Annotated in this window: 14 protein-coding genes; 10 read left to right on the top strand and 4 right to left on the bottom strand. The window is 70.2% G+C overall.

Going from position 1 to position 13235, the window contains the following annotated elements:
* The first annotated feature begins 109 nt into the window (after positions 1-109).
* From ACFXMF_RS13995 to ACFXMF_RS14005, 3 genes are all read left to right on the top strand, one after another.
* Positions 110-526: an HPP family protein gene (locus ACFXMF_RS13995; RefSeq protein ID WP_379988339.1), complete on the top strand. Its 417-nt coding sequence runs from the start codon at positions 110-112 to the stop codon at positions 524-526.
* Between the two features lie 168 nt (positions 527-694).
* Positions 695-1300, top strand: coding sequence for a DUF5994 family protein (locus tag ACFXMF_RS14000; RefSeq protein WP_379988338.1), 606 nt, complete (start codon positions 695-697; stop codon positions 1298-1300).
* A 639-nt stretch (positions 1301-1939) separates the two neighbouring features.
* Positions 1940-2539 (top strand): hypothetical protein, encoded by a 600-nt coding sequence (locus tag ACFXMF_RS14005; RefSeq protein ID WP_379988337.1) that lies wholly within the window; start codon positions 1940-1942, stop codon positions 2537-2539.
* A 320-nt stretch (positions 2540-2859) separates the two neighbouring features.
* Here ACFXMF_RS14005 and ACFXMF_RS14010 read toward each other — a convergent pair whose 3' ends face one another.
* Positions 2860-3759, bottom strand: a complete 900-nt coding sequence (locus ACFXMF_RS14010) for a universal stress protein (protein WP_379988336.1) — start codon at positions 3757-3759, stop codon at positions 2860-2862.
* Positions 3760-4085: 326 nt separating this feature from the next.
* On the opposite strand from ACFXMF_RS14010, the gene ACFXMF_RS14015 reads away from it, so the two are divergent.
* The 4 genes from ACFXMF_RS14015 (at position 4086) to ACFXMF_RS14030 (ending at position 7016) form a co-directional block, all read left to right on the top strand.
* Complete coding sequence (locus ACFXMF_RS14015) at positions 4086-4301, top strand: DUF1918 domain-containing protein (RefSeq protein ID WP_379988335.1); 216 nt, start codon at positions 4086-4088, stop codon at positions 4299-4301.
* A 149-nt stretch (positions 4302-4450) separates the two neighbouring features.
* The gene (locus ACFXMF_RS14020; RefSeq protein ID WP_379988334.1) at positions 4451-5125 is read left to right on the top strand and encodes a CBS domain-containing protein; all 675 of its coding nucleotides are present in this window, start codon (positions 4451-4453) and stop codon (positions 5123-5125) included.
* Between the two features lie 291 nt (positions 5126-5416).
* A complete protein-coding gene (locus tag ACFXMF_RS14025; protein WP_379988333.1) occupies positions 5417-6451 on the top strand; it encodes a zinc-binding alcohol dehydrogenase family protein in 1035 nt (344 codons plus the stop codon).
* A 145-nt stretch (positions 6452-6596) separates the two neighbouring features.
* Positions 6597-7016 (top strand): CBS domain-containing protein, encoded by a 420-nt coding sequence (locus tag ACFXMF_RS14030; RefSeq protein ID WP_380020639.1) that lies wholly within the window; start codon positions 6597-6599, stop codon positions 7014-7016.
* A gap of 57 nt (positions 7017-7073) precedes the next feature.
* On the opposite strand, the gene ACFXMF_RS14035 is transcribed toward ACFXMF_RS14030, so the two are convergent.
* From ACFXMF_RS14035 to ACFXMF_RS14045, 3 genes are all read right to left on the bottom strand, one after another.
* Positions 7074-8807: a SulP family inorganic anion transporter gene (locus ACFXMF_RS14035; RefSeq protein WP_379988331.1), complete on the bottom strand. Its 1734-nt coding sequence runs from the start codon at positions 8805-8807 to the stop codon at positions 7074-7076.
* Positions 8804-9148 (bottom strand): ArsR/SmtB family transcription factor, encoded by a 345-nt coding sequence (locus tag ACFXMF_RS14040; RefSeq protein ID WP_379988330.1) that lies wholly within the window; start codon positions 9146-9148, stop codon positions 8804-8806. The genes ACFXMF_RS14035 and ACFXMF_RS14040 overlap by 4 nt, the downstream gene beginning before the upstream one ends.
* A 198-nt stretch (positions 9149-9346) precedes the next feature.
* Positions 9347-9835, bottom strand: coding sequence for a hydrogenase maturation protease (locus tag ACFXMF_RS14045; protein ID WP_379988329.1), 489 nt, complete (start codon positions 9833-9835; stop codon positions 9347-9349).
* Between the two features lie 266 nt (positions 9836-10101).
* Here ACFXMF_RS14045 and ACFXMF_RS14050 point away from each other — a divergent pair, with 266 nt between their 5' ends.
* From ACFXMF_RS14050 to ACFXMF_RS14060, 3 genes are read left to right on the top strand one after another with little or no spacing between them, the layout of a single operon-like run.
* Positions 10102-10902 (top strand): FAD/NAD(P)-binding protein, encoded by an 801-nt coding sequence (locus ACFXMF_RS14050; RefSeq protein ID WP_379988356.1) that lies wholly within the window; start codon positions 10102-10104, stop codon positions 10900-10902.
* A gap of 16 nt (positions 10903-10918) precedes the next feature.
* Positions 10919-11710 carry an oxidoreductase gene (locus ACFXMF_RS14055; protein ID WP_379988355.1) on the top strand — a complete coding sequence of 264 codons (792 nt, stop codon included), beginning with the start codon at positions 10919-10921 and terminating at the stop codon, positions 11708-11710.
* The gene (locus tag ACFXMF_RS14060; protein ID WP_379988327.1) at positions 11707-13086 is read left to right on the top strand and encodes a Ni/Fe hydrogenase subunit alpha; all 1380 of its coding nucleotides are present in this window, start codon (positions 11707-11709) and stop codon (positions 13084-13086) included. The genes ACFXMF_RS14055 and ACFXMF_RS14060 overlap by 4 nt, the downstream gene beginning before the upstream one ends.
* Positions 13087-13235 lie beyond the last annotated feature (149 nt).

Below are 13235 nucleotides of genomic sequence, written 5' to 3' on the forward strand. Positions count from 1 at the left end.
TGGGGCGGACGGACCGACGGAGAGCGATGTGAACTCCGCAAGGACGCATGCGACGGCCCCGGATCGAGGCCCGACGCCGCCGGCATCGATTCCCAGGGTGGGCGACGTCATGAGCGCGCCGGTCGCGTACGTAGCTCTCACGGATCCCCCACGCAGAGCCCGCGAGCTGATGCTCACGCTCGGACTGCACCACCTCGCCGTGGTCGACTCGGGCAACGGCGAGGCCGTGGGGGTGCTCCGCGACTGCGACCTCGCCGAACCGCGGGCGCTGCACCGCTGCCGACACCTGGGCCGGGGTCCGCGTACCGTCACCGAGCTCGTGCGGCGGTGCGTGCCGATCGTGCGTCCGGAGGTCGACGTGCTCACGGCTGTCGAATACATGCTCGATGCCGGGGTCGACGCGCTGATCGTTGCCGGTCGATCCCGGCTACCGCTCGGAATCGTCACCAATCACGACCTGGCACGTGTGCTGACCCGGGTCCACATCGACGGTGCGGCGGGACAACCACGAGCTGCCGGCGGGTAACCGCAGGCTCTCGTAACATATCCGGCGCTTCAGGCGCGCGGTTCTTGTTCCGCTTCCCATGGGGCTACCGTGGAGGGAACGAAGGTGACGTCGTGAGAACCCCGGCACTCGCGCCGATCGTATTCGGGAGCCTGTGTCCGGTCGGGTAGGCGGATTCCCGTGCTGAGTGTGACGGTGACGGATGCTCATGCCCCTGCGCGTTTGGCGCTGTTCGCGTGCGGCGGGGGCAGGAGCGATGAGCTGGACGGGGTGTGGTGGCCGCGCTCGCGGGCGACGGTCGACGAACTGGCTGTGCTGTTCACGGCGATGGAACAGGTGGGTTCCTATTCGCGGGCGACGCTTGACCGGACTTTGTGGGTCGGCCCGCCTCGGCCGTTTCGGATCACCGGACTCGGCCGGGTGGTGCGTTGGGGCGGGTTCGTGGCCGGGCAGGATCCCCACAGGATCGAACTCTTCTCACTGATCGACCCCTTCCGGGAACTCCTTGTGGTGCCACCGGAAACATCGCCCCGGATCGCGACGTATCTCATGAATCCGAACCGGCTGCGTGATGCTTCCCGATCGCCGACCCAGCTCTTGGACGACGCCTCGGAGCGCATGAACGATTGTGCCGTCGTGCGCGCCCCGCCCACCCTCGCAACGTGCCACGGAGGTGGTGCGCGCGCATGGGCTCGGATCGCGGTTCGTACGGTCTCGGCCTCGGCCTCGTCGATCGGCCGCCGGGATTCGATCGCCGGGATCGCTTACGACACGGAGGCCGGAACCGAACCGTAGGATGCGTCGCGCATGAGGTGCCCGAGCAGTCGCGGCTTGATGTGGCCGGGCCGCAACGGCTTGGTGGGCAGCGGTCACACCCGCAGATGCATCCGGCCCACGCGAGATGGTTCGCCGCTCGCCACCATGGGTCGACCATGGTCGGATCCGGTGCCTGGGAGTCGCCGTGGTCGGGCGTCAGTCGTGTCGGGGAATTCGTATCCGGGGCGGTAGGCACGACGACCAGCGGGCAGCGTGCGTTCCGGCCGAACACACGTCGGCCTCCGGTCGCGTCGATGACGGTGAGGCTTCACGCTGATCCGGCCGGAGGCACGTCCGTTCCCGTGACGGTTTCTCGTGCGCCCTGCGGCCGGCCGGAGTGTCTCCGCCACGGGCCGGCGAGGGGTCGGGGCTCCAGGAGGCCCGTATCCCATGCGCAGCACCATCTGGACGTGGCCGGGGCCGGTCCTCGGGTCGCGCAGGGTCGCCCGGGTATCCGGCCATTCCACGGCCTGATGCGGCACCGACATACGCGGCCGTGGACGGTCGCCAGCAGCCAGGCCCGCTCCATGGCCTGACCGGTGCGCAGCCAGTCCTCCGGACGGTCGAAGCGTGTGGCAGTGCCTCGAAGCGCTGCGTCGATGTGGGAAAAGCCGGTGGGTGTCCGGTGAAGGCGCGCACCGGCACTCGGGCGTCGTGGTCCTGAGGGCCCAGGGCCGCACGCGGGATGCCGTCGGTACCGAATTCCTCCACGCGCAACCACGTGCGGGTTTCCGCCTGCCGGGCGAGGTCCGCCGCCGTGCGTCGTTCGGCCTCGGCCGTCAGGTTCAGGACGCGGCGCGCGTCGGCCTCTTCCAGCACGTCCAGGACCACGCCTCCCGCCCCGGCGGCGGCGATGAGTTCACGGACGACGGGTTCCGGTACATCACGGTTGGCGAACGGCAGTCGACTGGAGTGCCGACCATCGATCGCCGGGGACAGGTCCGGGCCGTACGGATGCGAGTCGTGGGTGAATCGACTCAGATCGAGCACGGCCGCCGGAGGCGGGTCGCCCTCGTGGGGCAGCAGTGTCACGTGCGGATTTCGGCCCAGTCGTGCGGCGGCGACGCGCATGTTGAACACTGCCGCGCCGACGGAGATGTGCATGGCCCGGCCGTCGGGATCGGTGAGTGGGACGGCACGTGTCCTGTCCACGTACACCGCGATCCCGCGACCGTCCCTCGTGGGTCGGAAGAACCACGGCTGACTGTTGTGGAGTGAGGGCGCCGCACCGCCTGCGGCGGCCAGGTACCGCACGTCGGCGAGACTCAGGAGGGATGTGTTGGTCATATCGATCTCTCCCCACGGCCATCGGGGTGCGGCCGAATACCGGGAACGACGCGTTTGCCGCTATCGCGTGGCCGGCGCCGGATACGACCAAGTGTCGGCGATCCGGCGTGGGGAGCGCGGGGCCGGACGCCTCCGAAGGGGCAGGCCCATGAGTCCCACGTCCGCCCCGGCGATATCCGCCGGGCCTGTGCCGCACGCACCACGATCCACCGGTCGGCGCGGGCGGCGAGGCAGTCGAATCCTCGTGAGTGTCAGTCGCGATCGTCGTCACGGCCGCGCTCCGGCGGCACGACCATGACCGGACAGTGGGAATGGTGTACCAGTCCGTGACCGACCGCGCCGAGCAGCATGCCCTTGAACCCGCCCAGTCCGCGCGTACCGACCACCACACACTTGCGCGTGTTCGGACGCCTGTGCCAGGGCGTGCACGGGATGACCGAAGACGACCTCGCGTCGCACCGGTACGTCGGGGGGTATTTCTGTGCCCACCCCGCGAGCGATTCCGCGAGGCGGATCCGGCCCTCCGCGACCTCCTCCGCATGGGTCACCGCGCCGACCACCGGGCTCGCGGTGAAGGGACGAACCTGCAGGGCGACCAAGGTCGCACCTCGGAGCGACGCCTCCTCGAAGGCGAGCGCGACGGCCCGTGATCCGTCCACTCCGACGACGACCGTCCCGGGATGGTCCCCACCGTGCTCCGGCTCGCGGACGATCACGACCGGACAGGTCGCGTGTGCGATCACCGGGACGGCGATGCTCCCGGTCGTCATCAGCTCCCTGATCGAGGACAGCCGACGCGAACCCAGGACGACCATCGCCGCGTTCGCGGCCTGCTCCCACATGACGACGCCGGGCTGTCCGTCGACGAGAGCCTCGGTGACCTCGGGCCCCGGATGGACGTCCAGCGCGAGCGAGCGTGCCTCTTCGAGGGCCCGCTGCCCGGCACGTCGAAAGATCCCGCTCCAGGTCTCCCACGGCTTCCGCATGTCCGGGTCGTGCTGGGCCCCGAGGGGCCAGTCCAACGCATGGACCAGACGCAGCCGAAGTCCGCGACGATCGGCCTCCTCGGCAGCCCAAAGGACCGCGAGTCGACCGCCGTCGGTGCTCTCGACCCCGACAACCACGGGTGGCGATTCCTCGAAGGTGCCCACCGCGCACTCCTCTCCGCACGAGCCCATCCGCGCCGGCCCTGCGGCTCGACTGTGCTCCCGGCCGCCGTCGACGGGCAGGGCCATTCGGCCCGGTCGGTGCGACGAAGGGCCCCGCGTTGCCCGATCGCGGTACGGGCCACCGCCGCCGACTTCGCCGGCCGTCGTTCGACGGATCGGGATGTGATCCTTCACGTGGTGGGCCCCGATCGGCCCCGGGTCCTTCGGCCCTGTGCGAGAGCGAATCCTCGGCGCATTCTGGGCTTGACAGGTGGCGAAAACCCTGCCACCGCCATGAACTCGGGGAGCCCGGAAAGGGGAGCGGCGACATGAAGGCGCAGGTAGGCGACTGGGTGGTGGTCGAGTCTCCGCACGTGGGCGAGCCCCGACGCGTCGGCTTGGTGATCCGGGTCGAGCACGCGGACGGCACCCCGCCCTACATGGTGCGCTGGACCGAAGACGACCACGAATCGCTGTTCTTTCCCGGCCCGGAAACGCACATCGAAAAGCCCGAAGCGTTGCTCGGATCGAAAAAGCGCGGCTGACACGGGGCCGCTGGACGGCGGCCGAAGTGCCACGGCGTCGATGGAATGCCGGCGACGGCGGCAATGCCCGTCGGCTCCGAGGCCGGAGCCGGAACGGGTCGACACGAGCGGCCGACGACCGACCACGGCACCCCGAAAGGAAAGGCAACATGCATCACCGAACGGTTGCCGAGTGCATGACCAGGGAGGTCGTCAGGGCACGGCCCGACATGCGGTTCAAGGAGATCGTCGAACTCCTGGCGGACAACCACGTCACCGCGGTGCCCGTCGTGGACGCGTCGGACCGTCCGATGGGCGTGGTGTCCGAGGCCGATCTGCTCCGCAAGTCGACCGCCCGGGACGACCCACCCGGCCCGAGCCCGGTTCCGGATCCACAGGCGTGGGATCGGGCCAAGGCCGAAGGGGTGCGGGCCGAGGAATTGATGTCTGCGCCCGCGGTGTGTGTACGTCCGGACTGGACGGTGGCCGGCACGGCCCGCCTCATGGCGGTGCACGACATCAAGCGACTACCGGTGGTGGACGAGGAGGACCGGCTGCAGGGCATCGTCAGCCGCAGTGACCTGCTGCGCGTCTTCCTCCGCGGCGACGACGCCATCCGCAACGAGATCGACCAGGATATTCTGTGGCAAACATTGCGCCTTGCTCCCTCCGAGGTGACGGTCGAGGTACACGAGGGGCAGGTCACCCTCGGTGGAACCGTCGAGTTCAAAGGCCAGATCCCCATCGTCGAACGGCTGTGCCACAGCGTCGACGGCGTGGTCTCGGTGCACGAACACATCGCCTACCGCACCGACGACACCCACGGTTCGTCCGACGGCATGTGACACCTTCGAACGCGCGGAGGTCCGATGCGCACTCGCTGGCCATTTGCACGTGGAACGGGATGCCACTCCTCGGGGCGCACACGGCGCGGAGGGCCGGTCATGACTTCGGGCCTGCGCCATGCGCTTCACGAAGAGGCCCCCGATGCGGCGGCGAGGCGTGGCACCGGGCTGCCGACGGGACTTTCGGCCCGGGTTATACGGCACCATCCGGCCCTGTGGCCCGTTGCCCGCAGGCACGACGCTGGGAGAGGAAGGCACAGCGCTCGACCATCGCGCATGGGGGCGAGGCTCATGAGCACCGACACATCCGCGCGTGGGCGCGCCGGGCGCTCGTGGGCGGTGACCCGTCCCGGGCCGATCGACACCCATCCCCTCGAATTCGTCGAAGACGAGCGCCCGGAGCCGGGCCCGGGCGAGGTCTTGGTGCGCGTGCAGGCCTGTGGCGTCTGCCGTACGGACCTGCATCTCGCGGAGGGCGACCTGCCGCCGCACCGGGCGAACACGGTTCCCGGGCACGAAGTGGTGGGCGTCGTGGAGTCCGTCGGCACGGGTGCGACTCGCTTCGCCCCCGGTGATCGCGTCGGCATCGCCTGGCTGCGCCATACCTGTGGGACATGCCGCCACTGTCGAACCGGTGCCGAGAACCTGTGCCCCGACTCGACCTACACCGGTTGGGACGCCGACGGCGGGTTCGCCGACGTCGCCTCGGTGCCGGAGGACTACGCGTACGCACTGCCCACGGATCGTGATGCCGAGTACCTGGCGCCGCTGCTGTGTGCGGGCATCATCGGTTACCGGGCCCTGCGGCGCGCCGACCTGCCGCCCGGTGGCAGGCTCGGCATCTACGGTTTCGGCGCGTCGGCCCACCTCGCCGCACAGGTCGCACTGGCGCGGGGTGCCGCCGTCCACGTCATGACCCGCTCCGAACAGGCCCGCCGACTGGCGCTGGAACTCGGCGCCGCCACCGCCGGCGACACCTACGAGTGCCCACCCGAACCCCTGGACTCGGCCATCGTGTTCGCCCCCGTCGGCGACATCGTGCCGGCCGCCCTGGCGGCACTCGATGCTTCCGGAACCGTGGCGGTGGCAGGCATACACCTGACCGACATTCCGCCGCTGAACTACCAACGGCATCTGTTTCGCGAACGCAATCTGCGCAGCGTCACCGCCAACACCCGCGACGACGGCGTCGAGTTCCTGCGCCTGGCGAGCGAGATCGACCTACGAGTGACGACCACGCCCTATCCCATGGGCCGCGCCGACCGTGCACTCGCCGACCTCGCCGCGGATCGTGTGCACGGTGCGGCGGTCCTGATCGCCGATTGACCCGGTCCGGGATTTCGGCCCGGGCGGGTGGGTTCGGCCGTCCGAAACCCAACGTCGAACAACCTCGAATCCGAGTAGGTGACTCATGTCCACGACACACGTCCCTTCAGGGCGAGCGACACCTGTTCCGACCGTCCGCGAGGTGATGCACGGCCCCGTTGTCGCGGTCGCCGGTCAGGAAACACTGTGGCAGGCCATGGACCGTATGCTCACCGCCCACCTGCGCCACCTGGCCGTCGTCGATGAGGGCCGAGCCGTGGGCCTGCTCGGTGACCGCGACCTCGCGTCGGTGTGGGCTCTCGACCCGCTCGGACTCAAGCACCGAACGGCGCGCGACGTGCTCGGGTCCGAACCCCGTTTCGTCGCCCCCGACATCGATGTGATCAGCGCGAGTGAGCGTCTGCTGGGGGCCGGCCTGGACGCCCTCCTGGTGGTGGACGAGACGGATCGCCCCGTGGGTGTACTGACCGACCACGACCTGCTCAAGGTACTGGTGGACCTGTACGGGAATCGCGACGAACACGGGGAGCAGGTCTCCCGGCATCCAAACATGCTCCCCGGTTGATCTTCGCGGACGGCGGACGGCGGACGGCGGACCGCAGGACGCGCCGGCGACGACGCGCTACTGTGCCTGCTCCAGTCGGGCGTCTTCTCGTGGCTGTTCGCCAGGGTCGGGAGGCAGTAGTCCGGCGCTGTACAGATGTCGCCGGGCCGCTGCGATCGCTTCGGGTGTGCTCGCCAAGACCCGCCCTTCGGCGCGCAGTCGGTCCATCACGCCCAGGGCGTCGATGGTGCGGTGGTGGTCGGGGCGTATGCCGGAAACGTAGACGGCGATACCGCGGTGCTCCAGTCGCTCGACCACCTCCTTGAGGACGAGTGCCCCCGACGCGTCCAGGGTGCTGACCCGTGACATCCGCAGGATGACCGCGTGTGCGTCCGTGACCTGTGACAACTCCGCCAGGAAGCGGTGCGCGGCGGCGAAGAACAGCGGACCGTCGAGACGGTAGGCCACGATGTGCTCGGCCAACAGGGCGTGTTCCTCCGCGCTGTGGTCCTCGGTCAGATCCGCGCGCAGTGGTACGTTCTCCACCCGGATGTTCATGGCGACCGCGCGCAGGGCCAGCATCCCGGCGACCAGCAGGCCCAGGACGACCGCTTTGACCAGGTCCAGGGCGAGGGTGGCGGCTGCGGTCAGCGCCAGGATCAGCGCGTCGGATCCGGTCGCGCGAGCCATCGCCCGCACCGAGCGGACCTCGACCATGCGGATCGCGGTGGCCAGCAGCACCCCGGCGAGCGCAGGCAGTGGGATTTTCGCCACCAGTGGCGCGGCGGCGAACACCACGGCCGCCAGCACCACCGCGTGGGTGATCGCCGCGAGCCGTGAGGCGGCGCCGGTACGCACGTTCACGGCGGTCCGCGCGATCGCCGCCGTGGCCGGGACCCCGCCGAACAGCGGAACCGCCAGATTGGCGATGCCCTGGCCGAACAACTCCCGGTCCGGGTCGTGCTTTTGACCGACCGTCATACCGTCCGCCACCGTCGCGGACAGTAGTGACTCCAACGCCGCGAGCGCGGCGACCGCGACGGCGGGCGCGAGCAGCGACGACAACGCGCCGACCTCGACGAAGCCGAGGTCGGGGGCAGGCAATCCCGTGGGCAGCGCACCGATTCGAACGACGTCGAGATGCGCGGTCTGCGCCAGGACGGTCGCCGCCGCGACCGCCGGCAGCGAGAACGGAACGGTCGGCCACCGGCGCGCGCCCAACAACATCGCCATCGCCACCGACCCGGCCAGCGCCAAGGCGGGGCCGTGCGGTTCGCGCGCGAACGCCTCGAGCGCCCGCCACGCCACCACCGCGGTGTTGTCGCCCTCCGGCTTGGGTACCCCCAGCGCGGTCGGGACCTGCTGCAGGGCGATGACCCCGGCGATGCCGAGGGTGAAGCCTTCCACCACAGGGGCCGGGATGTACGCCATGTATCGTCCCGCGCGGGCGAACGCCAGGGCGATCAGCAGCAGGCCGGCGAGGAAGCCAACGGTCAACACGCCGTTGGCGCCGTACTCGTGCACGATGGGCACCAGTACCACGGTCATCGCCCCGGTCGGTCCGGAGACCTGGAGGTTCGACCCACCGAACACCGCCGCGACCACCCCCGCGACCACCGCGGTCGCCAGCCCGGCCTCCGCGCCCAGACCCGAGGAGATTCCGAACCCGAGAGCCAGCGGCAACGCCACGACGGCCACGGTGAACCCGGCGAGCAGATCGCGGCGCGGCGCGCGGCGCATCGCGAAGACGTCGGCACGTCCGGGCAACAGAGCACCCACCCGAGCCCACGCGCGGGACAGCGAGGTACTCACAGTGTGTCGGCCTCCGCCTCACGCAACTCCGCCAACAGTTCGTTGCGTCCGGCCAGCATCTCGGTGAGGATGCGCCGCGCCGCGCGCATCAGGTCGGCGACGTCCCCACCCGCCAGCGCGTAGACCACGCTCGATCCGTCGCGACTGGAGGTCACGATCCCGGAGCGGCGCAGGATCGCGAGTTGCTGCGACAGGTTGGACGGCTCGATCTCGATCGCGGCGAGCAGATCGCGCACGGGCAGCGGTCCGTCCTGGAGCAGTTCCAGGACCCGGATGCGCACCGGATGCCCGAGCATGCGGAAGAACTCCGCCTTCGCCTGATACAGCGGAATCGGCGCCATTCCCGTTTTCTTCCGCACTCGTTCCCCTCGAGAACCCGGTTCGGATCACCCCGGCCGGAGACCAGGATGTATGAAATTGAAGAAACTTGCAATTGATCAACTGGTCAATCTTCGCAACGGCCGATCCGCCGTGGCGATCGGACGGCACACGGTCGACGGCATCCGCCGAGGGCCCGGCGCCGTCGAATCCCGGACCGCTCAGTGAGCACGCGGTGCGATCTCTCGCGAGATCCGCCGCGCGAGGGGTTCCACCGCCGCTGCCACGGGCCCGGACAGGCCGTTGCCCAGGCCGGTGTCGGCGCCCTCGACGGCATAGACGACCAGCCGCCCGGGCAGGCGGTCCAGAACGCGGGCGAGCTCGACGGCTTCTCCGAGACCGAGGCCGTGGGAACTCGTCCTGCCGCCGGGCGGGGTCAGTCGCTCCGCGTCTAGTTCCAGGCGGTGCACACGACCCGGGCACCCGGGGTGGGCGTGAGCCGCATCCACCACGACGGCGAGATCGGCGGCGTCCCAGAGCGCGATCAGGCGAGCGGGATCCCCGTCGCACCTGCGCAGGGCGACGCCGGCCGGCAGCGGGGACCCGGTGGCCTGCTCGGCCAAACGGGCCACGACCGCCCATCCCACGCCGTCATCGCGCCGATACTCGTTGCCGACGCCGATGACGACGATCCGTTCGCTCACATCCATGCCGCTTTCCCTTCCCGCTACACCATTCCCGGCGGCCGATCCGGACCCGGGAAAGGCCCGAACGAGGGAACGATCGGCCCACCCGGATCAGAGATGACGACCAAGGGGAACACTTCGGCCACGCATTGTGGCCATACTGGGACGGCATCGGCATGTGGAGGTCGGCGGATGACGCAGTGCGACGACGCGGTGATCGCGCGCCGACCGAAGGCGAACCGCATCCGCCTGCCGGACGCGTACGGACCCCCCGGCGGCGGTGGCGCGACATCATGACCACGCCCGTCCCGTACCGGGTGATGGCGCACCGGGTCGACACACCGGACACCGCCACGATCGCCCTGGAACCCGTCGGCGCGGCCCTGCCGCCCTTCGGCCCGGGGCAGTTCGCCATGGTGTACGCCTTCGGCGTCGGCGACATCCCGCTGTCGGTCTGCGGCATCGACGGGGCGCGCCTGACGCACACCGTCCGCGCCGTCGGAGCCGTTTCCGGACAGCTGCGCGGTGTGCGAGCCGGCCAAACGGTCGGTGTACGCGGCCCCTTCGGCACCGGGTGGGCACTGCCCAGAGCCGAAGGGCGCGACCTGGTGGTGGTGGCCGGGGGCATCGGCCTGGCGCCGCTACGACCGCTCGTACTGGCCGCGCTCGCCGCGCCCGAGCGCTACGGACGCCTGAACGTACTGGTCGGCGCTCGAACGCCCGACGAACTGCTCTATTTCGACGAGCCCTGGCACGCGGCAGCCCGGGTCCGCGTCACCGTCGACCGTGCCGACCCCGAGTGGACCGGAGAGGTCGGCCTGGTCACGACACTCATCGACCGGGCCGACTTCGACCCGCCGCGGGCAGCGGCGTTCATCTGCGGTCCCGAGCCGATGATCCGGGCCACCGCCGCCGACCTGGTGCACCGCGGCGTCGACCCGGACCGGATCCGGGTCTCGCTGGAACGCACCATGCACTGCGGCACCGGACACTGCGGCCACTGTCAACTCGGCCCGCTGCTGCTCTGCCGCGACGGCCCCGTTCTCGACTGGACCCGCGCCGAACCCCTGCTCATGGTCCGGGAGTTGTAGCGTGCCCACCAACGAGATGCCGAGTCGCACCCCACGACGCCCGAAACTCGCCGTATGGAAGTTCGCCTCCTGCGACGGCTGCCAACTCACCCTGCTGGACTGCGAGGACGAACTTCTCGGCATCGCCGACAGGGTCGACATCTCACACTTCCTCGAGGCGTCCACCGCCGTGGCGCCCGGCCCCTACGACCTGTCCCTGGTCGAGGGATCGGTAACCACCCCCCAGGACATCGAGCGAATCCGGCACGTTCGGGCCGTCTCACAGCGCCTGGTGACCATCGGCGCCTGCGCAACCGCCGGCGGTGTCCAGGCACTGCGCAACTACGCCGACGTCGCCGAATTCCAGGCCGTCGTCTACGCCAGACCGGACTACGTCGCCACTCTGGCCACCTCCACACCCATCGCCGCCCACGTTCCCGTCGACTTCGAACTGCGCGGCTGCCCCATCGACCGCGGCCAGTTGCTGGAGGTCATCACCGCCCACCTGGCCGGACGCACGCCCGGTGTACCGCGACACAGCGTCTGCTTCGAGTGCAAGCAGCGCGGCACCACCTGCGTGACAGTGGCTCACGGCACCCCCTGCCTCGGTCCGGTCACCCACGCCGGATGCGGCGCGCTGTGCCCCACCTTCGGGCGCGGCTGCTACGGCTGTTTCGGCCCCTCGGACTCCACGAACCTCCCCGCTTTCGTCCCGCTGCTTCGACGCGACGGCATGGACACCCTCGATGTGGTGCGTGTGCTGCGCACCTTCAACGCCGCCGCCGAGGAATACGACGCGGCCTCCCGCGAGGAGGACGAGTTCCGGTGACCCATCGCGGCTCGCGTGTGCTGCACGTCGGCTCGCTCACCCGAGTGGAGGGCGAGAGCGCGTTGCACCTGAACCTGGACGGCGACCGGGTCGTGCAAGCCCGGTTGGCCATCTACGAACCCCCGCGCTTCTTCGAGGCGTTTCTGCGCGGGCGCTCCTACACCGAACCACCCGACATCACCTCCCGGGTCTGCGGGATCTGCCCCGTCGCCTATCAGCTGAGCGCCTGCCGCGCGGTCGAGAACGCCTGTGGCGTCGTGGTGGACGGACAACTCGCCGCCCTGCGACGGCTGCTCTACTGCGGCGAGTGGATCGAGAGCCAGACTCTGCACATCCACCTGCTTCACGCCCCCGACTTCCTCGGCCGCGACAGCGCCATCGACCTGGCCCGTACCCACCGCGCCGACGTCGAGCGCGGCCTGCGGCTCAAGCAGGCCGGCAACGCGATCCTCGAACTGCTCGGTGGCCGGGCGATCCACCCCGTCAACGTCCGCCTCGGTGGCTTCCATCGTGTCCCCACCATCGCCGAACTACGGCCCCTGGCAGCGAAGCTGCGCCAGGCCCGGGACGACGCCGTGCAGACGGTGCGCTGGGTGGCCGGCTTCGAGTTCCCCGACGCCGGGTGCGATTACGACCTGCTCGCCCTGGCGCAGCCCGACAGCTATGCCATCGAGGCCGGCACGCCGACGGTCATGCCGGCCCCGCACACCGCCGGCCTGCGCCCGGACAGCGACCGGGCACTGCCCACGCATACGTTCGCCGTCCCCGCCTTCGACGATCACGTCGTCGAACACACGGTGCCGCATTCCACCGCCTTGCACTCCCGGCTGGACGGCCGCCGCCACCTGACCGGGTCACTCGCTCGCTACGCCATCAGTGGGCGTCGGCTCTCCCCGCTCGCGCTCCAAGTCGCCCTGGACGCCGGACTCGGCGACCCCGGGCAGGGCACGGTCTGCCGAAATCCCTTCCGCAGCATCATCGTCCGCGCCGTCGAGGTGCTCTACGCGGTCGACGAGGCGCTGCGGCTGATCGAGTCCTACGAGCCCCCTCCGGGCCCCGCCGTCGATGTGCCACCGCGCGCGGGCACGGGTTACGGCGCCACCGAAGCGCCACGCGGTCTGCTCTACCACCGCTACACCCTCGACACGCGAGGAACCATCATCGATGCCGCCCTGGTCCCGCCCACCGCGCAGAATCAGGGGGCGATCGAAGAGGACCTGCGCCGCCAGGTCCAGGACCGAGTGGCCGCAGGTGACCCGACCGACGCCGAACTGACCGCCCTGTGCGAACGGGTGATCCGCAATCACGACCCGTGCATCTCCTGCTCCGCCCACTTCCTCGACCTCACCGTCGACCGGACCGGAACCGCCCACTGACGGCAGGCATCGCGGCGAACGGGGTAGTCCCCGGCGAAGTCGCGGCGTGGCGACGCGTCCTGCCCATCACGACGCACCGGAACGAACCCAGCCGTACGTCCCGCCGCAGACCCCGTGGATCCGGCCTTGACGGTGAAGCAGCAAGCGCC

This window comes from Embleya sp. NPDC059213, from assembly GCF_042754445.1.
Classification (GTDB): Bacteria; Actinomycetota; Actinomycetes; order Streptomycetales; family Streptomycetaceae; genus Embleya.

What these genes read in the sequence shown, in the direction of transcription:
- ACFXMF_RS13995 (WP_379988339.1), top strand. Translation starts at nt 110, where the DNA reads ATGAGCGCGCCGGTCGCGTACGTAGCTCTCACGGATCCCCCACGCAGA.
- ACFXMF_RS14015 (WP_379988335.1), top strand. Translation starts at nt 4,086, where the DNA reads ATGAAGGCGCAGGTAGGCGACTGGGTGGTGGTCGAGTCTCCGCACGTG.
- ACFXMF_RS14020 (WP_379988334.1), top strand. Translation starts at nt 4,451, where the DNA reads ATGCATCACCGAACGGTTGCCGAGTGCATGACCAGGGAGGTCGTCAGG.
- ACFXMF_RS14025 (WP_379988333.1), top strand. Translation starts at nt 5,417, where the DNA reads ATGAGCACCGACACATCCGCGCGTGGGCGCGCCGGGCGCTCGTGGGCG.
- ACFXMF_RS14030 (WP_380020639.1), top strand. Translation starts at nt 6,597, where the DNA reads ATGCACGGCCCCGTTGTCGCGGTCGCCGGTCAGGAAACACTGTGGCAG.
- ACFXMF_RS14040 (WP_379988330.1), bottom strand. Translation starts at nt 9,148, where the DNA reads ATGGCGCCGATTCCGCTGTATCAGGCGAAGGCGGAGTTCTTCCGCATG.
- ACFXMF_RS14045 (WP_379988329.1), bottom strand. Translation starts at nt 9,835, where the DNA reads ATGGATGTGAGCGAACGGATCGTCGTCATCGGCGTCGGCAACGAGTAT.
- ACFXMF_RS14055 (WP_379988355.1), top strand. Translation starts at nt 10,919, where the DNA reads ATGCCGAGTCGCACCCCACGACGCCCGAAACTCGCCGTATGGAAGTTC.